General features: G+C 70.2%; 13 protein-coding genes. 7 read left to right on the forward strand and 6 right to left on the reverse strand.

Annotated features, from left to right (window positions below):
- Positions 1-575 precede the first annotated feature (575 nt).
- Entirely contained in the window at positions 576-1,757 is a 1,182-nt protein-coding gene (locus tag IG02_RS0130290; protein ID WP_030754976.1) for an aminotransferase class V-fold PLP-dependent enzyme, read from the forward strand.
- Positions 1,758-1,903: 146 nt separating this feature from the next.
- Here IG02_RS0130290 and IG02_RS0130295 read toward each other — a convergent pair whose 3' ends face one another.
- Both IG02_RS0130295 and IG02_RS0130300 read right to left on the reverse strand, forming a co-directional pair.
- Positions 1,904-3,349 carry a glyceraldehyde-3-phosphate dehydrogenase gene (locus IG02_RS0130295; protein ID WP_030754978.1) on the reverse strand — a complete coding sequence of 482 codons (1,446 nt, stop codon included), beginning with the start codon at positions 3,347-3,349 and terminating at the stop codon, positions 1,904-1,906.
- A gap of 240 nt (positions 3,350-3,589) precedes the next feature.
- Positions 3,590-4,657 (reverse strand): family 43 glycosylhydrolase, encoded by a 1,068-nt coding sequence (locus IG02_RS0130300; RefSeq protein WP_234314968.1) that lies wholly within the window; start codon positions 4,655-4,657, stop codon positions 3,590-3,592.
- Between the two features lie 751 nt (positions 4,658-5,408).
- Here IG02_RS0130300 and IG02_RS0130310 point away from each other — a divergent pair.
- Positions 5,409-7,634: a glycoside hydrolase family 127 protein gene (locus tag IG02_RS0130310; protein ID WP_199814114.1), complete on the forward strand. Its 2,226-nt coding sequence runs from the start codon at positions 5,409-5,411 to the stop codon at positions 7,632-7,634.
- A 145-nt stretch (positions 7,635-7,779) separates the two neighbouring features.
- Here the strand turns inward: IG02_RS0130310 and IG02_RS0130320 are convergent, their stop codons facing one another.
- Entirely contained in the window at positions 7,780-10,131 is a 2,352-nt protein-coding gene (locus tag IG02_RS0130320; protein WP_030754986.1) for a glycosyl hydrolase family 95 catalytic domain-containing protein, read from the reverse strand.
- Positions 10,132-11,031: 900 nt separating this feature from the next.
- Here IG02_RS0130320 and helR point away from each other — a divergent pair.
- The 5 genes from helR to IG02_RS0130355 all read left to right on the forward strand — a co-directional run bounded on the left by helR (position 11,032) and on the right by IG02_RS0130355 (position 18,733).
- Positions 11,032-13,221: an RNA polymerase recycling motor ATPase HelR gene (gene helR, locus IG02_RS0130335; RefSeq protein ID WP_030754989.1), complete on the forward strand. Its 2,190-nt coding sequence runs from the start codon at positions 11,032-11,034 to the stop codon at positions 13,219-13,221.
- Between the two features lie 201 nt (positions 13,222-13,422).
- Entirely contained in the window at positions 13,423-15,774 is a 2,352-nt protein-coding gene (gene tap, locus IG02_RS0130340; protein WP_030754992.1) for a telomere-associated protein Tap, read from the forward strand.
- A gap of 12 nt (positions 15,775-15,786) precedes the next feature.
- Positions 15,787-16,341, forward strand: coding sequence for a telomere-protecting terminal protein Tpg (gene tpg, locus IG02_RS0130345; protein ID WP_030754995.1), 555 nt, complete (start codon positions 15,787-15,789; stop codon positions 16,339-16,341).
- A gap of 584 nt (positions 16,342-16,925) precedes the next feature.
- A complete protein-coding gene (locus IG02_RS0130350) occupies positions 16,926-17,498 on the forward strand; it encodes a snapalysin family zinc-dependent metalloprotease (RefSeq protein ID WP_030754998.1) in 573 nt (190 codons plus the stop codon).
- Between the two features lie 320 nt (positions 17,499-17,818).
- Positions 17,819-18,733: a class I SAM-dependent methyltransferase gene (locus tag IG02_RS0130355; protein WP_030755001.1), complete on the forward strand. Its 915-nt coding sequence runs from the start codon at positions 17,819-17,821 to the stop codon at positions 18,731-18,733.
- 63 nt (positions 18,734-18,796) lie between these two features.
- Here the strand turns inward: IG02_RS0130355 and IG02_RS0130360 are convergent, their stop codons facing one another.
- Genes IG02_RS0130360 through IG02_RS0130370 form a run of 3 tightly spaced genes read right to left on the reverse strand, consistent with a single transcriptional unit; the run spans position 18,797 to position 22,088 of the window.
- On the reverse strand, positions 18,797-19,900 hold the full coding sequence (locus IG02_RS0130360; RefSeq protein ID WP_030755003.1) for an NAD(P)-dependent alcohol dehydrogenase: 1,104 nt from the start codon (positions 19,898-19,900) through the stop codon (positions 18,797-18,799).
- Complete coding sequence (locus tag IG02_RS0130365; RefSeq protein WP_030755005.1) at positions 19,897-21,306, reverse strand: aldehyde dehydrogenase family protein; 1,410 nt, start codon at positions 21,304-21,306, stop codon at positions 19,897-19,899. The genes IG02_RS0130360 and IG02_RS0130365 overlap by 4 nt, the downstream gene beginning before the upstream one ends.
- A gap of 8 nt (positions 21,307-21,314) precedes the next feature.
- Complete coding sequence (locus IG02_RS0130370) at positions 21,315-22,088, reverse strand: (5-formylfuran-3-yl)methyl phosphate synthase (protein ID WP_037804739.1); 774 nt, start codon at positions 22,086-22,088, stop codon at positions 21,315-21,317.
- Positions 22,089-22,230 lie beyond the last annotated feature (142 nt).

Genomic DNA, 22,230 nt, shown 5'->3' on the forward strand with positions numbered 1-22,230 from the left:
ACTTTCCCACGCCAGATTCTCCCTGGCCTGCAAAGGCATTTCGCCCAGCAGGATCCAGAGCATCGTCCGGACGTCCGGCGGAAAGTCGATCTCCTCCACCTAGCTCTTCCCACCTTCGTCGGAAAACCCGTCCGTCCCGTCGATACGCGTGACGCCAGAATTCCCCGTCACCTTTTTCCCCGGCCATCACACATTTTTCCCCGGCCATCACACACGTGTCATCGGCCTGTTTCCCCGAACCGGCCGTGCCGCCCTCTGAGTTCGACGTAATGGAGCCTAGAGAAACCGCGGTCGGGGATTCAACGGTTCGCCGCGCCGCTCCCTCGCCGTCCGGGCGCTTTGGGATGATCATGGAAAAGAGTTAATCTTGGGGACGGTTCCGCATTACCTGAAGGGCACCGCGAAGTTCCGCCCGCGCGAGGACGCGTAGGATCCGCCTGTCCACGGCGGCCGGACACTTCTGGGAACGTCTCCTCGGCGACGAGGCCCGACGGGGCGTGCGAGCCGGTTTACTGAACGGCCGGGGTTTGAGAGCGTGCGGCGGAGAGCTTTCCCACAGAGGGGATATCACACGTATGGACATCGACGCGCTGCGCGAGGACACTCCAGGGACGGCCGACCGGGTGCACCTCAACAACGCGGGAGCGGGGCTCCTGTCCCGGCGGACGCTCAAGGCCATGACCTCGCATCTGGAACTCGAAGCGGCCATCGGCGGTTACGAGGCCGCCGACCGGGAGCGGGAGCGGATCGACGCCACGTACGCGAACATCGCCCGGCTGGTCGGCGGGCGGCCCGACGAGATCGCCCTGTTCGACAATTCGACCCACGCCTGGAACGCTGCCTTCTACTCCATGGCCTTCGCACCGGGCGACCGCATCCTGACCGGAAGGGCCGAGTACGGCAGCAACGTGCTGGCCTATCTCCAGGTCGCGCAGCGCACCGGCGCCGAGGTTGTCGTCGTTCCTGACGACGCGTCAGGGCAGCTCGACACCACGGCCCTGGCCGATCTGATCGACGAACGCACCAAGCTCGTCGGCGTCAGCCACGTCCCCACCAGCGGCGGCCTGGTCAACCCGGCGGCCGATATCGGTCGGATCACCCGCGCGGCAGGTGTGCCCTTCCTCCTGGATGCCACGCAGTCCGTGGGCCAGTTCCCCGTCGATGTCACCGAGATCGGCTGCGACATGCTCACCGCGACGGGCCGCAAGTTCCTGCGCGGCCCGCGCGGCACGGGCTTCTTGTGGGTGCGTTCCGAGGCACTGGAACACCTGGATCCGTTCGTCACCGAGATCGGCGCGGCCACCTGGGACGGCGAGCGCGGCTTCACCTGGCACGACGGTGCCCGGCGATTCGGGACCTGGGAGATGAGCTACTCGGGCGTCCTGGGCCTGGACGCGGCCGTGCGGCAGGCGCTCGCCCTGGGCCTGGACGAGATCGGACAGCGCGCCACGGCTCTGGGCGTGTATCTGCGTGACCGCCTGGACGCCCTGCCGGGCGTCACGACCCACGACCTCGGCAGCACCCGGTGCGCCATCGTGACCGCCAAGGTCGCGGCCGTCCCCACCTCGGAGGTCGCCGCGGCGCTCGCACGGCAGGGTGTCAATGTCACCACGACCTTCCCCGAGCAGACGCAGTTCGACACCGAACACCGAGGCGTGCATCCCCTGGTGCGGCTGTCGCCGCACTACTACAACACCGAGGCCGAACTCGACCGGGCGGTCGAGGTCATCGGCGCGGTCGCACGCGCGGCGCGCTGATGCCGACGCCCGTACCTCGGGAAATCTCCGTGGCCCCGATGGCGACCGCGGCCGTCGGCCCGATCCGGCGTGATCAGTCCAGTCGGCCTGTCCACGCCGGATCGACTCACCCGGTCCGAGCGGTCTGAACGGTCCGAGCGGACCCCTCAGACAGCGGGTGCCGGGTAGGTCGGGTACTCCACCCCGGAGACGTGCTGGACGACGCGGATGACCTGGCACGAGTAGCCGAACTCGTTGTCGTACCAGAGGTAGAGGATCGCGTTGTCCCCGTCGACCTTGGTGGCGCCGGCGTCGACGATCGAGGCGTGGCGCGAGCCGATGAAGTCGCTCGAGACCGCGTCGGGGGCATTGGTGAAGTCGATCTGGCGCTTGAGCGGAGAGGTGAGCGACACCTCGCGGAGGTGGTCGAGGACTTCCTCACGGGTGGTCTCGCGGGCGAGCCGCAGACTGAGGATCGCGATCGAGACGTCCGGTACGGGGACGCGGATGGAGCTGCCGGTGATCCTCGCCTTGAGGTCGGGCAGCGCCTTGGCGACGGCCGAGGCGGCGCCGGTCTCGGTGATGACCATGTTGAGCGGCGCCGAGCGGCCTCGGCGGTCGGAGTTGTGGTAATTGTCCAGCAGGTTCTGGTCGTTGGTGAACGAGTGGACGGTCTCCACGTGGCCGCGCAGGACACCGTACTCGTCCGCCATCGCCTTCAGCGGCGGGACGATCGCGTTGGTGGTGCAGGACGCGCAGGACAGGATCCGCTCGTCCGGCTTGACCATGTCGTGGTTGACGCCGTGGACGACGTTGGGGACGTCACCCTTGCCCGGCGCGGTCAGGACGACCTTGGCGATTCCGGGGCGGAGGTGCTTCGACAGCCCTTCCCGGTCGCGCCACCTGCCGGTGTTGTCGATGAGGATGGCGTCCTCGATGCCGTACGCGGTGTAGTCCACCGACGTCGGGTCGTCGGAGTAGATCACCTTGATCCGGTTGCCGTTGGCGGTGATCTCGCTGTTCGCCTCGTCGACGGTGATCGTGCCCTGGAACTGCCCGTGGATGGAGTCACGGCGCAGCAATGACGCGCGCTTGACGATGTCCTGACCGGCGCCCTTGCGGACGACGATGGCGCGCAGCCGCAGGCCGTTGCCGGATCCGGCCTTCTCGATGAGCAGACGGGCGAGGAGGCGGCCGATGCGGCCGAACCCGTAGAGGACCACGTCGCGCGGCCTACGGCGCTCGATCTTGTCGGCACCCGTGGCGCCGGCGACGGCCTCAGCGGTGAACTCGTCCACCGTGAGGCCGCGGTCGTCGGCCCGGTACGTCGCGGCGAGCATGCCGATGTCGATCTGGGACGGGCCGAGGTCGAGCGTGGTGAGAGCCCTCAGGAACGGCAGCGTCTCGGTGACCGAGAGCTCCTCACCGGCGATCTGCCGGGCGAACCGGTGCGTCTTGAGGATGCTCACCACCGACGTGTTCACCAAGGACCGGCTGTGCAGCAGGACCGTGACGTCCCGCTCCCGGTGCAGCTTTCCGATGATCGGGATCATCGACTCCGCGATCTCCTCGCGGTACTTCCAGTTGGTGAACGAATCCTCGTTGACAGTCACAGGCTTCTCTTTCGAGCTAGGTGGCGCTCATATGGTACCTCTCTGTTGTCCGGCTCCTCGGGGCGGTGCCACCGGGCTACGGGACAGCGGCGGGAAGCCGCCGCCCCGCGAAGGCCTTCCGGGGATTCGGATCGCGATATCGGGTGGTGCCGTGCGTGGTGCCGTGCGCTGTTCGCAACAGAGGACACCAGAGATGCTGTGGTCAGCGGTGACCACCGAGTCTGGCGACGTTCGGTCCGGTTACTCTCCGGAGGGCGCGGTCAGCGGGGTGCCGAGGGCGACCGGGGTGCCGAAGTTCGGTGTGCCGTCCGCGTTCCAGGTGAACTTCTGCGCCCGGGTGCTCCGGTTCATGTCACAGCCGCCGCCGGCCGAACTGTTGGCGTGGTAGACGATCCAGTCCTCGGTTCCGTCGGGCGACTTGAAGAAGCCGTTGTGACCGGGGCCGTACACCCCGTTGGCGTTGGACCGCTGAAAGACCGGGTTCGGTGACTTGACCCACGAGGAGGCGTTGAGCGGATCGCCACCGTTGTAGGTGAGCATCCCCAACTTGTAATCGGGAGTGGAGCAGTGGCTGGCGGAGTAGACGATGAAGGTCTTGCCGTTGCGCTGGAGCACCTCGGCGCCCTCGTTGACCGCGCCGCCCACCGTCTCCCAGCCGTAGGTCGGGGTGGACAGGACCCGACGGGTGCCACTGGCGGTCCACGGGTTCGACAGCGGGCGGATGAACATCGGCTGCGAGCCGTTGTAGTAGGTGCCGAGGAGGTAGAGCCTGCCGCCCAGGTTCAGGATGCCCGGGTCCAGTTCCCAGGTGTTGTCCGAAGCCGGGTCGAGCAGGTCGGCCTTGAAGCTGTAGGGACCCATCGGGTCCGTTCCGGCGCTCTCGAGCACATGGATCCGCTGGGTGTTGAGGTCGTACGGCTGCCGTCCGGCCGTGTAGTAGAAGTACCAGCGCTTGCCGTTGGGGCCGTCGAGCAGGTGGAACTCCGGGGCCCACATCGTGCCGGCCCCGTTGGGCCGGGTGAGGTTGAAGACGACCCGCTCGGGGGCGGTGGCGAGCCCCGCCAGGGTACTGGCCTTGCGCATGGTGATCGTCGAGTTCCAGGTCGTGGTCGCGAGGTAGTAGTACCCGTTGTAGTAGGTGAGCCAGGGATCGGGCCCGCGCTGGGAGATCGGGTTGGTGAAGGTGGCGTTCCGGCTCACTCCGGTCGAGGCGACGGCGACAGCGGGGGCGGCGGACGGCGCGCCCAGGAGGGCGATCACCATGGTGAGCACGGCGACGAGCGCGGACACGCATCTGGAACGGGTCACTGAGGCACATCCTTCATCGATTGGTGGTTCCGGTGGTTCCGGTGGTTCCGGTGGTTCCGGGGGTTCTGGTGGGACCCGGTGGATCCGTACACCTGCGCTTCGAGGAAGCCGACCGCGTGAATGCCGTGAGCCGTGAGCGGCCCCCGGGGCCGCGTGACCTTCACGCGTCCGAACGTGGCCGTGTCTCCGAGCAGTGCCGCAACGACGCGGAAAGCGCTTTCGCAACGTAGGAGCGGGATCTTGAACCGTCAAGAGGGAAAACGCCGGCCGACGTCGTCGACCGCGGCGCTCAGGACCGTCCCGCCGGGCGGATCGGCGCGGTAAACCCCCTGATTCCCCGATGCGTTCACGTGCCACGACGGGTTTCGGCGGGCCGACCGGAGAAGCTCTCGGCAAGGGATTGACGGGTGCCGGGTCGGGTCCTAACTTTCTGGAAGCCTCTGCGTTCTTCCGGCGCGGGCAGTCCACGGCGAGAAGCGCGTCGCAGAGTTCGGTGCCATCACATCCACCGTCCCGCCCGGCCGGCCTACGGTCCGCGCCACCCGAGGAGGATCGACCATGGCCGGCGCGGACGCACCACGGGGACCTGTACGACGCGCCGCCATCGGTGTCCGCCGGTTGCCGCTCGACGCGAGTCCGGTCACGGCCGGCAGGACGGCGGTCATCGGCTGACCCGTGCCTCTTCCCTTCAAGGGCCCGCCGCCCCTGCCCGTCGCTCCTGCCCGCCATGACCGACGAACGGAGTTCGCGCATGTCCCAACCGCCCACCCGACGCGCCCTGTTGAGAATCGCCGTCGGCACCGCCGCTGCCGCCGCGCCGCTCGCGTACACCGCCGGGCCGGCGCACGCCGCACCCACCGGCGCGGCCCCGGCCGACCCGCTCGCCGGCCGACCCGCCGCCGCGTCCGCCGTGCCCGTACCGCCCACGTGGGGCGTACGCCCCTTTGCCCTGGACCAGGTGACCATCGGCGACGGAGTTTTCCGCCACAAGCGCGATCTGATGCTCGAATACGCGAGGTCCTACCCGGTGGACCGCATCCTGGCCGTATTCCGGGCCAACGCCGGACTCGACACCCGCGGCGCCCGGCCGCCGGGCGGCTGGGAGACCTCCGACGGCAACCTGCGAGGCCACTACGGCGGCCACTTCCTCACCCTCGTCGCCCAGGCGTACGCCGACACGGGGGAGGCCGCGCTCAAGGCCAGGCTGGACCAGCTGGTCGGCGCGCTCGGCGAGTGCCAGCGGGCCCTGGCGGAGCACGGCTCGCCGCGCCCGAGCCACCCCGGCTACCTGGCGGCCTACCCGGAGACACAGTTCATCCTGCTGGAGAGCTACACGACGTACCCCACCATCTGGGCGCCGTACTACACCTGCCACAAGATCATGCGCGGCCTCCTCGACGCGCACACCCTGGCCGGGAACACCCAGGCCCTGGACATCGCCTCGAAGATGGGCGACTGGGTGCACAGCCGGCTCGGCCACCTGCCCCGGGCACAGCTGGAGCGCATGTGGTCGATCTACATCGCCGGTGAGTACGGCGGGATGAACGAGGTGATGGCCGACCTCCACGCGCTCACCGGCCGGGAGGAGCACCTCGCCGCCGCCCGCTGCTTCGACAACACCGCGTTGCTGGACGCCTGCGCCGAGGACCGCGACATCCTGGAGGGCAGGCACGCCAACCAGCACATACCGCAGTTCACCGGGTACCTGCGGCTGTTCGATCACACGGGGGAGGAGCGGTACGCCGCCGCGGCCCGCAACTTCTGGGGCATGGTCGCCGGTCCGCGCACGTACAGCCTGGGCGGCACGGGCCAGGGGGAGATGTTCCGGGCCCGGGGCGCCATCGCGGCCACCCTGGACGACAAGAACGCCGAGACGTGCGCGACGTACAACATGCTCAAGCTGAGCAGGCAGCTGTTCTTCCACGAGCAGGACGCCGCACTCATGGACTATTACGAGCGGGGCCTGACCAACCACATCCTCGCCTCCCGCAAAGACGTCCGCAGCACGGACAGCCCGGAGGTCACCTACTTCGTCGGAATGGGGCCGGGGGTGGTGCGCGAGTACGACAACACCGGCACCTGCTGCGGCGGTACCGGCATGGAGAACCACACCAAATACCAGGACTCGGTCTACTTCCGCTCCGCCGACGGCAACGCCCTCTACGTCAACCTCTACCTCGCCTCGACACTGCGATGGCCGGAGAGAGGCCTTGTCATCGAGCAGTCGAGCGACTATCCGGCCGAGGGAGTCCGCACCCTGACGTTCCGCGCGGGTGGCGGCAGGCTCGATCTGAGGCTGCGCGTTCCCTCCTGGGCCACCGCAGGCTTCACCGTCACGGTGAACGGGATCCGGCAGCGAGCAGAGGCGACGCCCGGCAGCTACCTCACCCTGAGCAGAAGGTGGCGGCGTGGTGACCAGGTCCGGATATCCGCCCCCTACCGTCTGCGCGTCGAGAGCGCGCCGGACGATCCCACCGTCCAGTCGGTGTTCTACGGGCCGGTCCTGCTGGTCGCACAGAGTCCGGACCCCGGCTTCCGCGCGTTCTCGTTCTACAAGGACTTCACACTCCGGGGAGATCTGGCCGACTCGATCGCACCTGAAGAGGGCCGCCCGATGCACTTCACCACCCACGGCCTGACCCTGGCCCCGTTCCACGTCGCGGACGACACCCGCTATCACGCCTACTTCAAGCGCGCCGAACCCGTCGTCGTGTTCGGCACGCGTGACTCCGGAGTGCCGAACCGCGCCCGCGACACCGGTCCGGCCTTCCTGGACGCCCTCTGGGCACAGGCTCCCTTCGCGACGTCCGGCCACCTCGTGCGGGCGGTCCGCTCCCTCGCCGGCACATGGCTGTCGGAAGGACTGTTCACACGTGCCGAACGGGACCGCGTCATCGCGGCCGCGGTCGACGCGGACCTCGGACACGGCCCCGCACACGGCGACGAGCGAGCCGGTAGTGGCGGCTCCCTGGAGTGACCGACACGCTCGGCGGCGTACGCATCGCGCCGGTTGCCGGGCCCCCCGAAAACGGCGTCGACGCGGCCGCCGAGCGGACGAGTTGACCGCGCATCAACTCGTCGGCACCCGGCACCGGCACCCGGCACCGGCGACCGGCGACGGCCTACGGCAATCCCCACGGCGGAGCCGGCTCATGGGGCGTCACCGGACGTATCGTCAGGTCCGGATCGTCGCCCGCCGCCGTGATGAGCGCCGACTCTCCCTTCGCGAGCGGGATGCGGATCTCACCCTCACCGACCCGCTCGTACCGCACCGGCCGTCCCCGTCCGTCGCGGACCTCCACCGGCCCCTCGATGCCGTGGCGCACGACACAGGGGGCGCCCGCCTCGCTGGTGAGCCGCACCCAGCGCGTCGCGCCCTCCTCCCGTACGGCGCTGAGCAGGAAGGCACCCTGCGTACGGAAGTCGTGGACGGCCAGTTCCCGCCAGGCGGCCGGCAGCGCGGGGAAGACCCGCACCACCCCGCCCCAGCTCTGGCAGATCATGTCGTGCAGCGACTGGGCGGCGGAGAGCGGGGTCTCGATGACCGGGCCCGATTCCTTGTACATCGTGTTGGGCTGGACGAAGCGCTCCATCAGCTGACCGAGGAACGCGAGCGCGTCGTCCCCCTTGCCGAGCAGGGCCGACATGGAGGCCGCGCCCGTGAAGGTGTAGCCCTGGAGGGCCCCTTCGAAGCCCACCCAGTGGGCGAGGGACTTCTCGACGAGCGCCCGTTCGTCCGCGGTCCGCCCCGTGATCTCGTACAGCGGATAGACGGCGAGCAGATGTGAGTAGTGCCGATGGGACTTGGCGAAGGGGACGCCCGCCCCGATCATGAAACCGTCGCCGTCCACCGGGTACGGGACGAGCTTGGCCAGCACCTCTCGCCAGCGGGCCGCCAGCGGGTCTCGAACGCGGAGCAGTTCGGCCGCGTCGAGCAGGGTGCGGCATCCCCATCGAAGCAGCATCAGGTCGTAATTCGTGTCCGGCGCGGTGACCCCGTACTCCGGAGAGAACGTGGCCGGCAGATGCAGGGCACCGTCGGAGCCGGGCTCCAGGAAGTGCAGGTAGTAGTTGACGGCCCTGCGCAGCAGCGGGAAGAGGACGTCGCTGAGGACGGCCCTGTCCATGGTGTGGCGGTAGCTCAGCCAGACGTTGTGCAGCGCCCAGGTGAGATTCCCGACCTCCGGCGTGGGGGTTTCCTGGCCGGGGACGCCCACGCCGTAACCGGTGCCCGGATCGGTGGCACCACCGTTGACCAGCCGGGTGTCGGTGGTACGCGGAATCCCCATCGAGTCGGCGCGGTAGCGGGTGCTTACCTCCGCGCTGAGCTGGCCGCGGAACTCGCTCAACGCCCTGGTGACCGCGTCGAGTTCCAGATGGTTGGAGCCATGGATGAGCCAGTACTCCAGCTGGACGTTGAGGTTCCACCAGGTGTTGGGCCATGGGGTCGGCTCCAGCCACGGCCCGCACGTCGCCATCACCGGCGCGTCCTTACGGGCGGCCGAAGCGATCTTGTACAGCTGGATCCAGTAGAAGCGCTGCAACCGTGCGTCGGGCAGGGACAGGAAGCTCTTGCGGTAGTAGCGCCGCCACCACCCGCGGTGGGGGAGGACGAGCGGGTCGTACGGTACGGCCGCGCGCGCCCGTACCGTGTGCAGCGCCCGGTCCCGGGCGGTGTTCCCCGGGTGGGAGTGCGCGACGGTCACATACAGGGTGTGGGTGCCCCGGCGTTCCACGTTCCGCCAGGCGGTGACGTGCTGCCCGCCCGCGAGCAGCGGCTGGGCGGCGGCCGTCACCTCCCCGTGCCGCTCGGTCACGGCCGGCGGATTGCCCTCGTACCCGTCGGGAAGCGGCTTGAACGCGGCGCGCGGGCTGATCGCCTCGGCCGGGTGGAAGACCCAGCGGAAGCCCCGTTCGCCCCTGCTGGGGGTGACCTCGACCGCGAGGAGATCGGTCGAGGCGTGGACGAAGGCGCGCAAGGTCAACGTACCGGCCGACGTGGTGAGCGTGCCGGTCAACTCGGCGTCCCGCAGCCTCAGCCGCCAGTCGAGACCGGTGATGGTGCCGACCGGCTCCAGCGTGAAATGACCGATCGGCAGCCGGGCGAGGCCGAAGAGCGAGCCGAACCGTGGCCGGTGGTCCTGCACCGCGGAGTGCTGCACATTGAAACGGATGGCGTTCGCCTCCGGTTCGGCGTAGATGCCCGAGCCGAGGAAGCCGTTGCCCAGGAACGGGCCTTCGAACCAGGTCGTGGGGCTCGTCCGCCACACCAGGTCGGCGTCGTCCAGGACGGCACGTCGGCTGTCCTCCGAGACGCGTGGTTCCCCGGTGCTGCGCGGCGACGAGCCGGCGGCCTCGGACGGTGCCGCCGCCGAGGCAGGCGCCACCGCGGCGCCTCCCACGACCAGCGCACCGCCGAGCGCTGTGCCGGTGGCGAGCAGGGTCCTCCTCGACGGGTCTGGTGCGGTGGGCATCGTGACCTCCCGGCGTCTTCTGTGCTCCCAACACGATTCATCCGAGCTATCCAAGTAGGGACGGTAAGGATGCCGCAATCTGGCGTCAATAGAGCGGGAGAGGTCCGATGTGTATATGCGTGGGGCGCGTGGCACTCCCCACTCGATGAGGCACCGCCCGGTCACCCGACCGCCGTACCGCTCGTCGATCAAGCCCGGGACGCGTCCCAGCAGTCCGTTCCCGGCCGCTTCCGGAAGCGCTCGGCAACGTTCGACCCGTCGCAAAGCGTTTTCGGGCACGCCCGAAAGGGTCGCTCCGGCAGGAGCGCGTCGGTGACCATCAGTGGCGCCCGGGTGCGCCGTCGTCCGGATTCGTGCCACGTGCGGAAGACGGACGCGATGTCCGCGGCCGACACCGTACGAATCCACCGGTGGATCCTGGAGTGAACTGTCCGTTCTGAAGCGCGTCGTGTCCGCCGCGGCGGCAGCCTCGGCCCTGCTCACCGTGGCAGTGGTCGGTCCGGCGTCCGCGGAGACCAAGGAGGCCCGCTGGGCGGCCCCGGCCACCGCCGCGCCCACGAACGGCAGCGCGGCCCCGGTCGTTTCCGACCGGGGCCGAGTCTGTTCATGAGGCCCGGCCCAGACGGGTATCGGAGAGGGCAAGGGGAAGCACCCGCTCCTTGCCACTCTCAACTTATAGCGCACCGGGGGGCTTGCGGCAAGGCCCTGGGGATGCTGCAGAATCGCCGGCCGAGGCCAGAATCGGCCCCGCCGTTCCCGGCGACCTGAACTCACAACGGCCAGGGTGCCACGGCAGGTGGAGCGTCGCTCCTCCCGGCCTTCAGGTCCGTCACACCGGTGCGGACGCCTTGCCCATGCCCCATGGTCGCCGGCGAGCGACCACAGATCGGAGCCGATGCCGTGCAACCGCTGACCACCAGCGTGTTCGACCTTCCCGACCACCTCTCGCCCAAGGCCGACCCGGCGCTGGTCGCCGGCGACGAGCAGCACCTCGCGGCCATCGCCGAGCGCCTCGGGCAAACGATCGCGGAACTGTCCGACCGCCTCGACGCCGAGCGCAGATCGCCCGGCGGTGTGGGACGGCAGGCGATGGACCGGGACATGGAGATCCACCGGCTGACCGCTCGCCTGCGCACACTGCGTCGCTTCGGTGTGGACCTGTGCCTCGGACGCATGGTAGGCGCGGGCAACCAAGAACCGGTGTACGTCGGGCGGCTCGGCCTCACGGACAGTACGGGCCGCCGACTGCTGCTCGACTGGCGTTCCCCCGCGGCCGAGCCGTTCTTCGGAGCCACCCACGCCAACCCGATGGGGCTGGCGAGCCGCCGCCGGTACCGCTGGACTCGCGGCCGGATCAGCGATTACTGGGACGAGGTGTTCGCCTCGGACGGGATTGCCGGGCACGCCGCGCTGGACGACCAGTCCGCCTTCATCGCAAGCCTGGGCAGCGACAGATCGGAACGGATGCGCGACGTACTCGGCACCATCCAGGCCGACCAGGACGCCATCATCCGCGCGGGGTCCCGCGGCGCTCTCGTCGTCGACGGCGGCCCGGGCACGGGGAAGACCGTCGTCGCCCTGCACCGCTCCGCCTACCTCCTCCACTCGGACCCTCGTCTCGGTCACCGTCGGGGCGGTGTGCTGTTCGTCGGACCGCACCGGCCCTACCTGTCCTACGTCGCAGACGTCCTCCCCAGCCTCGGGGAGGACGGTGTGCAGACCTGCACCCTGCGGGACCTCGTCACCGAGGGAGCCACGGCAGCGGTCGAGTCCGACCCGGACGTGGCCCTCCTGAAGTCGTCCGCGCGCCTGGTGAAGGCGATCGAGACGGCCGTCAGGTTCTACGAGGAGCCGCCCACCCGGGGGATGACGGTCACGACCCACTGGTCCGACATCTGGCTGAGCGCCGCCGACTGGGCCGCGGCCTTCGAAGCGGCAGAACCCGGTACTCCGCACAACGAGGCACGCGACCAGGTCTGGGAGGAACTGCTCACCATCCTGGTGGACAAGCACGACGCGGACGAGCACGACGCGGACGAGCACGACGACGGTGTCCCGGCCGCCCTGCTCCGCACATCGCTGCGGCGGAACAGGGAGCTGCGCAACGCCTTCGACCGCGCGTGGCCGCTGCTCGAAGCGGCCGACCTCGTGGGGGACCTCTGGACGGTGCCCGCCTACCTGCGGATGTGCGCCTCCTGGCTCGGCCCCCAGGACGTACGGAAACTGCGGCGTGAGGACGCCCAGGCCTGGACGGTGTCCGACCTGCCGCTCCTGGACGCGGCACGACAACGGCTCGGCGACCCGGAGGCGTCGCGGCGCAAGCGCCGGTACGAAGCCTCTGTCGCCGCCGAACGCGAGCGCATGGCAGGCGTCATCGACAACCTGCTCGACGCCGACGCCGACGCCGACGCCGACGGCGAGGGCGCGGTGACGATGCTGCACGGACAGGACCTGCGGGACACCCTGGTCGACGGGACCGCACCGCCCGGCGTCGCACCCGACCTGCTCGCTGGTCCGTTCGCGCACATCGTCGTGGACGAGGCGCAGGAACTGACCGACGCGGAGTGGCAGATGCTGCTGCTCCGCTGCCCGTCCCGGAGCTTCACCATCGTCGGGGACCGCGCCCAGGCCAGGCACGGGTTCACGGAGTCGTGGCGGGAACGGCTCGAACGGGTCGGGCTCGACCGGATCGAGATGGCCTCCCTGAGCATCAACTACCGGACGCCGGAAGAAGTCATGACGGAAGCCGAGCCGGTCATCCGGGCCGTGCTTCCGGACGCCAATGTGCCGGCCTCCATCCGCAGCGGCGGCGTCCCCGTCGTCCACGGATCCGTATCGGATCTGCGGTCGGTCCTCGACACCTGGCTCGCCGCACATGCCGACGGGACCGCCTGCGTCATCGGCGATCCGACGTTCATACCGACGTCCCGCGTCCGGTCGCTGACCCCGGAGCTGTCGAAGGGGCTCGAGTTCGACCTCGTCGTCCTCGTCGAACCGGCCGGATTCGGAAACGGCATCGAAGGAGCGGTCGACCGCTATGTCGCGATGACCCGAGCGACGCGGCAGCTCGTCATCCTCACCGGTTCCTGACACCGCCGGGGCGAGGACGGTGCGGGCCGAGCAGGTCGAGCGCCGGAACAGGGGTAGCGCCAGGGAAGCCACGGGAAGCAGCCGCGTTCGCCACCGGAGAGGCGCACGACCCGGTGTGCGAACTGCCCCGTACGCGGCCGGTACGTGGCACGTACGCGCTTCGTACGCTCCACGCTAGGGTTGGGGGACAGGAGGTTCTCCATGTCAGAGCTGTTCGACGCGGTGGACGCGCTGGTCGCGTCCCGCTCCCCGCTACCGCCGCCGGCGGAGCGCAAGCGGTTGCGTCAGGCGCACGGCCTGACGCTGGACGAGGTGGCCGCCGCACTGCGGGTGCGGCGGGCGACGGTCAGCGGCTGGGAGGCAGGCAGGACCGAACCGCGTCCGCCGGAGCGCGACGCCTACGCCCGCATGCTGAGGCAGCTCGCCCAGCTCTACCCCGCCGATCCCCACCCCGCTGCTCCGGAGCCGGACGCGGCCACGACGCCGGAGGCATTCCCAGGCACCACCCCGCCGGCCCCCGCGCCATCAGCGGCGCAGACCGCCTCCCCGGGACAGGCGCCGACCCTGCCCCCGGCCACTGCCGCCGCGGACGTCACGGAGTCCACGGACGCCACCGGCGTCACGGAGGCCATGGACAACACGGAGGCCATGGACAACACGGAGGCCATGGACAACACGGAGGTCACGGACGTCACGGCGAAGAGCGCTCCGCGGCGGTCCGTTCCCGTGGCGCGGCCGGCCACCTCCAGGACGTCGTCGACGCTGCGGCGCCCGGCTGCGCGGAAGGCGGCCCCGGCGAACGCCCCGGCGGCCGGTACCGACCCACGGTTCGCGAACGGGCCGCTGCTCGTCATCGATGCCACCGCCGACCGCCAGGTGATCGGCTACGGCATCGGCGGACTGGTCGTGGACGTGCCCGTCAAGTCCCTTCCCACGCTGGTGGAGTGGACGCTGCGGGAGGCACAGCTCGGGGCCTCGAAGCTGCATGGCTCCGGCAAGGACGCCGACCCGCTCCTGGTACTCACCCAGGCCGCGTGCGAGCGGTACGGGCTGCCGGTCACACTGTCGGAGTCCGAGCGGTTCGCCGGGCGCCTCCCGGACGGGCACAAGGTCCTCAAACAGCTCGACCGGGCCGACTGGCGCCTGACGAAGCGGGGATTCGGTCCGTGGGCGCGCATCCACCGACCCGCGCAAGGCCGGCAGAGACAGTGTGTCCAGTTGTGCATCCTGCCGTGGAACGCGCTCGACACCCGCACCTGGGGCCACGCCGCGCGACTTGAGTCGGCCGAACTCGCCCGGGTGCTGGGCATCTACGCCCAGCGGGTCATGACGCCGCGCGGCTCCACCGCCGTGACCGGTCTCGAGCTGATGACCGCCCTCAACCCGCCGACCCGCGCGAGCGAACCGGACCAGGACGGCAGGCGCCACAGGGAGCACCGGCCCGGCTCGCTGGGCGAGCACCCGACGGAGTGCGCGCCGTGCGAGGCGCCCGACGGACATCCGCTGCTCTCCGGCCTGCCCCGCTTCCACCGGCGGGGCCCGGACGAGATGCTGTTCGAGGAGGCCTACGACTGGGCGCGGGAGCTGACCGACGCCGAGTGCATGCGGCGGTTCCTGGTCGGCGTCGATGTCAACCTCGCCTTCGGCGCGGCCGCCAACGGTGTGGTTGTCGGCCTGGCGACGCCGCCCGTGCACGTCGGCAACCCGCGGTTCGACCCGGCGCTGCCCGGGGCATGGCTGGTCGACCTCTCCCACGTCGACCTCTCCCACGTAATCGTCGGCAAACAGTGGCGGCGGCTCGAAGGCGCCCTGCTGCCCAGCCCGTTCACGCCCACCGGCGAACGCCCCGAGGGGCCCGCGTGGTACGCGACCCCGACGGTGGCGTACGCCGTGGAACTCGGCTACGACGTCGCCCCGATCGAGGCCTGGGTGAGGGAGGAGAAGGGAAAGTTCCTGGACGGCTGGTACAAGCGGCTGCGCAACGCCTACGTCGACACCATGGCGGACCTGGGCGTGGGGGAGAAGCTTCCGCCGGCGGAGTTCCTGGAGGCGATGGACGGCTACAAGGGGCGCGATGCGGAGACCGCGATCGTCCTGGACGCCATCAAGTCCACGGTGAAGGGCGGCATCGGCAAGCTCAGGGAACGGGCGCGCGGCGGTGGCTGGAAGCCCGGGCAGGCGTGGCCGGCCCTCTCCCGGCCGACCTGGCGGCCCGACATTCGCGCCGCCGTCATCTCCCGGGCACGCGTCAACATGCACCGCAAGATGCTCAACCTGGCCGCGGCCACGGGCCGGTACCCCGTAGCGGTATTGTCGGACTGCGCCGTGTACGCCGCCGACGGGCCGTCCCCGCTGGATGTCCTGCCGTACGACGCCGATGGCAAGACCGTGCCCGGCAGCTTCCGGCTCGGGGTGTCGCCGGGCATGGTCAAGCACGAGGGCACCCGGACGACCCTGTGGGGCGAGGAAGTGCGCGAAAGGCACGGCCAGGTCCTCAACCTCGCCCGCTACATCAAGACGGGCGAGGTCACCGCCAAGGACGACGGAGAGTAAGGGGACACACCGATGGACACGGTGGGAGGCGGTCTCGACGCCGCGCTGCGGAAGGCGTTCACGCGGCCGATCCCGAAGAGCGCCGGTGCCCGGATGCGGTATCTGGTCAAGCAGCTCAAGGGCACTGGATCCGTCGCCGAGTTGCTCGGCATCAGCCGGCGCACCGTCGAGCGGTACGTGAAGGACCAGATCAAGCGTCCCCGCCGGGACCTCGCGGACCGTCTGGAGGACGAGGTGAGGAAGCGGTGGCAACCGCAGATCCGCGCCAGGGCCCGGCAAACCGCGGTCACCACCGCCGGCATCGTCGTCGACACCCGTGCCCGGTTCGGCTACACCGCCGCGCCGGGCAGCACCGACGACGCCCGACTGCGCCATCTCACCGTCGCACTGGCGCCACAGCACGCCGCGCGTCTCTTCGAGGCCAGGGACGCCGGCGGCACCGAGCGGCAGTTGCGCGACATCGCGGCCGAGGCGCTGGGCGAGGTCTACTTCCGCGACAACGGCCGCCGCGCCCACGGCCTGGAAGTCGAGTTCACCGACGTCGAACACCTTGAGTTCGATCTCTGATCAGGCCGTGCGACCACCGGCCGGGGCCGACGGCGGCGGTATGCCGCACCGCACCGGTCACCAGCTGACCGGCAGCGTTGCGTGACACCAGGTTTGTCAAGAGGCGCGGTGCCGAGAGCTGGGACAAAGCCGCGGCCCTGACTCAGAAGCACGGCCGCTGGGCCGTGTTCGTCGGGCGTCTCATACCGTTCGGGCTCGTGCAATGCGTCGTGCCCGCTGTGGCCGGTGCGGCAGGCATGCGTTACCGCACGTACCTGCCTCGGGTGGCGGCAGGCGCGGCCTGTTCGACAGGGCCGCCCCTTCTGATCGGCGTCGGTGTCGTCGCAGGGCTGAAGAACGCCGGCACCATAGGCCTGTTCGTCCTTGCGGGCCTGCTGCTCACGCTCGTAGCGGCCCTCCTGATCCGTAAAAGGCGCGAAGCCGGGACGGACGCGAGGGCCGCACGGGTACCCGCTCCGGGGCGGACGCCGACGACGGTTTTCGGCACGGCCGCCGGATTGACGGATTGCTGTCAGGCCTCGCTGGGCAGTGAGCAGGGGAATCGTGTCATGAGCACGACTGTCTCTCCTGTGAGGAGGCCGACCATGCACGTCCGTACGTCGACCAGCGGGTTCGCTGCCGTCCTGGCCGCGACCTTTGCGCTGATGGGTGGCCAGGCCACAGCCGCTCCGTCCGCGGCGGCGGACGCGGACAGAGCCGCGGCCGCTCGTGTGGTGACCTACGACGCCAGTGGTTCCGCCGAGTTCAGGTCCGCGGTCGACCGGGGCGCGGCGATCTGGAACGAGAGCGTCGACGCTGTCGAACTGCGGCCGGCCGCGGCCGGGCAACGCGCCAACATACGGGTCCTGGCGGACAACGGCTGGCCCCGCGCCATCACCACCACGCTGGGCAATGGAACCGTCTACATCGGACGGCAGGCGGTGGACGAGGGTCACAACACGATCCGCATATCGGCCCACGAACTGGGCCACATCCTGGGTCTGCCCGACCGCAAGCCCGGGCCCTGTTCGAGCCTGATGTCCGGTGCCAGCGCGGGGACCACGTGCACGAACGCCTACCCGAACGCGGCCGAAAAGGCCGAGGTCGAGGGGTACTTCGGTGGATCGTTCGCGCGGACGTCCGGAGCGGTGCCGCTCAACGCCGTGATCATGGACTGACACGCGGCGCGAACGCCGAACGACGGCTCTCACGGCCGCGGCGGGCCGTGAGAGCCGATGTCACGCGCGGCCCGGTCAGCCGACGGCATGCCCGCGCTCACGGCCCAAGAGCTGGGCAGCATACCCCGTTCGGGTGAACCCTGTTGGCCTCGTCGGGTAGGGGACAGGCGTCGGCTGGATAGTGAGGACGCTGCGGGGTGTTCCGCTTACCGGATTCGGGCGGGGAACGTGGTGGTTGATCGTTTCCCTGTTCCTTTTCGGTGCCCTCCAGCGAGACAGGCCCGGCCCTGCCGGGCCACCCGAGAACCTACGGAGAACACATGGTCGGCACAGCGTATCCGAACACCGGTGTGGAAGGCGTGGACGGGGGTGTCGGCCTCACCGCTCTGCTCGTCGCCGCAGCACGGGCGATCGAGACCCACCGCGGCGACAGCCTGGCAAGGGATGTCTACGCGGAACACTTCGTGCGTGCCGCACCGGCGTCCGCGGGCTGGCCCGTCCGCTTGCAAGAGGCTCCGGACGGGGACGCGAACCCGTTGTGGGGGCGTTTCGCGCGTTATTTCGGTCTGCGGACGAGGGTCCTCGACGACTTCCTCCTCCGGTCGGTGCGCGCGGGCGCGCGCCAAGTCGTGCTGCTCGGGGCCGGGTTGGACGCCCGGGCGTTCCGACTGGACTGGCCTCCCGGCTGTGTGGTCTTCGAAATCGACAGGGAGGGCGTGCTCGGGTTCAAGCAGGAGGTGCTCGACGGGCTGTCTGCCACCCCCAGGACGAGGCGCTTACCGATTCCGGTCGATCTGCGCGCCGACTGGGACGGAGCGCTGGCCGACGCCGGCTTCGACCCGGCGGCACCGAGCGTCTGGCTGGCCGAGGGGTTGCTCTTCTACCTCCCCAACGCAGTCGAGACGTCCCTCATCGACACGGTGCACCGGTTGAGCGCGGAAGGGAGTGCTCTGGCGTTCGAGGTCAAGCTCGAAAAAGACCTGCTCGCCTATCGGGACAGTCCGCTCTACACCTCGACCAACCAGCAGATCGGCATCGATCTGCTCACGCTGTTCGACGGCGAGTCGCGGCCCGACTCCGCGGGGGACCTGATGGGCAAGGGATGGGACACATCGGTCCACACGCCCTTCGACTTCACCCGTCGGCACGGACGTGGACCGCTGCCCGAGCCGAATGATGCGCTGGCCGGCAATCGATGGGTGTTCGCGAACAAGCCACGGCCGTCATTCTGCTGACGCGGCAATGCGGTGATCGGTAGCACAACGTCGCAGCGGCGCAGCGGCGTTTGAAAGCGTCGCTCATCGGCTCGTCCTTTCCGGGACCAGGACGGGTTTGACCACGCGGCCCGCATCGCAGTCGCGTTCGGCCTCGTTGATGTCGGCGAGCGGATACGTACGGATCAACTGGTCGAAAGGGAACAGACCGGCCTGCCACAGTCCGGTCAGCCGCGGAATCAACAACCCTGGCACGGCGTCCCCCTCGCAGATGTGGGAGATCCTCCGGCCCCCGTCCAGCGTCCCCGGTTCGAGCGGCAGCGCTGTGTGGAGCCGTGCCACCAGGCCGAGGTGGCCGGTCGGGCGCAGGGCCCGGAGCGCGTCGTTGATCAGCTGGGCGGAGCCCGTGGTGTCCAGCGCGTACCGCGCGCCGCCGTCGGTCAGCCGCCGGATGCGGTCGGGCAGGCCGGCCGATGCGGCGTGCAGGGGGACGGCATGGAACCGCTCGGCCAGGGCCAGCCGTTCGGGGTGGCGGTCCACGGCCACGGTCACCGCGCCCGCGGCGGTGGCCGCCATCAACGCGGCCAGCCCCACCGCTCCCGCGCCGAAGACCGCGACGGTGTCGCCGGGGCCGACGCCGAAGCTGTTCCAGATCGTTCCGGCGCCGGTGAGGAATCCGCAGCCGAGCGGCCCGAGCAGTTCGACGGGAAGCGAGGGGCTGACCCGGACCGCGTTGCGGGCGGGGACCATCGCGTACTCTGCGAACGCGGACTGGCCGAACCACCGGGGGGCCAGTTCGCCCCCGGCCGCGTCGGTGAACCGCGCCGCGTTCTCCCGGCGGCCTCCGAAAAGGTTGAGCGAGGCGAAGGAGTCACAGTAGGCGGGAGCCGCGCCAAGGCAGTTCCGGCAGCGCCCGCAGGAGTCGAAGCTCAGCACGACATGGTCGCCGACGCTCAGGCCGGTGTCCGGGCCGCCCGTCTCCGCCACGATCCCGGCCCCCTCATGGCCGAGCACCGCCGGCAGCGGGGAACGGCCCGCCGAACGCCGGACCGCGAGATCGGTCCGGCACATTCCGCAGCCTGCGATCCTCACCAGGATCTCCCCCTCGGCCGGCCCCGCCTTCAAGATCACCTCCTCGACGGTGAACCGGCTCTCGTACGAGCGAAGGACAGCCGCGTCGAACCTCATGGCCGCTCCTCCTCCGGGCGGTGCACGACGAACGGCCTCAGGTTTCCGTAGAGCCCCCACGGCCCGCCCGCCACGCCGACTCCGCTCTCCTTGATGCCCGCGAAAGGCTGGGCGAGGGACAGTTCGGCATGGTGGTTGATCCACGCGGTCCCGCACTCCAGCCGGTCCGCCACCGCCTCGGCCCGGTCGAGGTCGGTTCCCCACACCGAACCGCCCAGCCCGAATCCGGTGTCGTTGGCCGCCTCGACGGCCTCGTCGATGTTCCTGTACGGCAGCACCGGCAGGACCGGACCGAATTGCTCCTCCGTCACCACCGGACTGTCGTAGGGGACATCGGCCAGGATCGTCGGGGCGAAGAAGTAGCCCGGACGGTCCAGCCGACGGCCACCGGTCACGGCTCGGGCGCCGTCCGCCAGGGCCTGGGCCGTACAGCGCTCCACCCGGGCCAGTTGCGGGGCGTTGTTGACCGGCCCCAACTGCGAACCCGGCTCGAGCCCCGCTCCGACGACGGTGGTTTTCGCACGCTGCGCGAGGGCCTCGACCACCTGGGAGCAGAGCCGGACCGGGGCGTAGACGCGCTTGACTGCCATGCAGACCTGCCCGCAGTTACGGAACGCCGCCCAGAAAAGCCGGTCCGCGATCCGCTCCGGATCTACGTCCTCCAGCAGGATGGCGGCGTCGTTACCGCCCAGTTCGAGGGTGACCCGGGCGAGCGAGGCCGCCGCCCCCCGAGCGACGGCCCGCCCGGTGGTGACGGAACCGGTGAAGGTCACGTGGCGTATCCCCGGATGGGACGCGAGGTGCGCGCCGAGGGGTTCGCGACCGGTGACGATGGTCAGCACGTCCGGGGGGAGGGCGTCGGAGACGACGGACACCAGCAGTCGTGTGGCGAGAGGCGTGAACGGGGAAGGTTTGAGCAACACCGTGTTGCCCGCGGCGAGCGCCGGCGCGAACTTCGCCGACGCGAGTTGGAGGGGAAAGTTCCATGGGACGATCGCGGCGACGGGCCCGAGCGAGCGCCAGCGGATCTCGCTGCGTACCGGCCGACCGTCCGTGATCGGCTGGGGCCCGGGGACAGGCTCGGCGAAGTAGCGCAGGCGGGCCGTCGTGCGGGCGATCTCCGCGTACGACTCGGCCAGGGGCTTGCCCTGTTCACGGGTGAGCAGCGGAGCGAGGTCGGCCCCCGCCGCGTCCACCGCGTCGGCCGCCGCGAGCAACGCGCTCGTACGGGCGACGGGGTCGGCCCGCCAGCCGCGCCAGGCCTTGTGGGCCCGCGCGACGACGGCGTCCAACTCGTCCGGCCGCTGGTCGGGCGCCTCGTCGAACGCCTCGCCCGTAGCCGGGTCGAGGACGGCGAAGCGCCCGTCGCGGGTACCCGGGGCGCGGCGGGGCTGACGTGTCGGCATGCCGGCAGTCAGCTCCCGGCGACGGCGGCCGCGTGTTGCCGGGTCTGCCGGTCCATTTCCGCCCGGAAGGCGGCCACCAACTCCGGCTGAATCCTTCCGGTATCGCGGTCGCCCCCCTCGCAGACGGCCCCGCGCACCCCCACGATGTCCGTGCCGATGCGGGTCAGGTCGCCGAGGTCCCCCGCCTTGACGCTGCCGGCGAGAGCGGCGAGCAGATCGCGCTCGTGGGCCAGCCGCACGAACTCCGCGCAGACGTCCGGCGGTAGGTGGTCGAAGAGCCGCGTCCCGTCCTTGACCGCGGTGTCGAGCATGGCCGCGTCGGAGCCGGAGCGGCGGGCGATGTCCGGCAGTGCGAGGGGGTTGACGCAGCCGATCCGGTAGGCGTCGGCGTAGCCCGAGGCGACGACGAACGCGTCCGGCCGATGGTCCTTCACCGCCCGGACAACCCCTCGCATGACGTCGACGGCCTGGTCGGGCGTCGTGCATCCGTAGAGACCGACCTTGATGTACGTGGCACCGGAGACAACCGCGCCGAGCGCCGCCTGGGCCACCGTGCCGGGCTTGTACGGTACGTCTCCCACCGTGGCGGACACCGGTTTGCCGGCCGGGACCGCTTCGCGAATCTCCCTGATGACCCACGGGAAGTTCGCGCCGAGCGAGCCCTCGTCGGGCTTCTTGACATCGACGATGTCAAGGTGTTCCGCCGCCTTCGCGCAGTCGAGGGCTTCCTCGACGCCGTCCGGGGAGATGAGAAGCAACAACGTGGACTCCTTCCACCGCATGTCCATCTGCCGTAAGGGCAGGTGCGCGGAGTCGCCTCGATCACTTGGGGTGCGCTCATCATTCCCGCGGCGCCTGACCGCCGGTAGGGCGCGCGGAGTCCAAACGGTACGTCGCCACGGCGTGTTCACTCCCCAGTGCGCC

This window comes from Streptomyces sp. NRRL F-5135, from assembly GCF_000719775.1.
Classification (GTDB): Bacteria; Actinomycetota; Actinomycetes; order Streptomycetales; family Streptomycetaceae; genus Streptomyces; species Streptomyces hebeiensis.

Bases quoted from the DNA above. Each gene is read 5' to 3' on its own strand.
- IG02_RS0130290 (WP_030754976.1), top strand. From the start codon at position 576: ATGGACATCGACGCGCTGCGCGAGGACACTCCAGGGACGGCCGACCGG.
- IG02_RS0130310 (WP_199814114.1), top strand. From the start codon at position 5,409: ATGTCCCAACCGCCCACCCGACGCGCCCTGTTGAGAATCGCCGTCGGC.
- IG02_RS0130320 (WP_030754986.1), bottom strand. From the start codon at position 10,131: ATGCCCACCGCACCAGACCCGTCGAGGAGGACCCTGCTCGCCACCGGC.
- tap (WP_030754992.1), top strand. From the start codon at position 13,423: ATGTCAGAGCTGTTCGACGCGGTGGACGCGCTGGTCGCGTCCCGCTCC.
- tpg (WP_030754995.1), top strand. From the start codon at position 15,787: ATGGACACGGTGGGAGGCGGTCTCGACGCCGCGCTGCGGAAGGCGTTC.
- IG02_RS0130350 (WP_030754998.1), top strand. From the start codon at position 16,926: ATGCACGTCCGTACGTCGACCAGCGGGTTCGCTGCCGTCCTGGCCGCG.
- IG02_RS0130355 (WP_030755001.1), top strand. From the start codon at position 17,819: ATGGTCGGCACAGCGTATCCGAACACCGGTGTGGAAGGCGTGGACGGG.
- IG02_RS0130360 (WP_030755003.1), bottom strand. From the start codon at position 19,900: ATGAGGTTCGACGCGGCTGTCCTTCGCTCGTACGAGAGCCGGTTCACC.
- IG02_RS0130365 (WP_030755005.1), bottom strand. From the start codon at position 21,306: ATGCCGACACGTCAGCCCCGCCGCGCCCCGGGTACCCGCGACGGGCGC.
- IG02_RS0130370 (WP_037804739.1), bottom strand. From the start codon at position 22,088: ATGCGGTGGAAGGAGTCCACGTTGTTGCTTCTCATCTCCCCGGACGGC.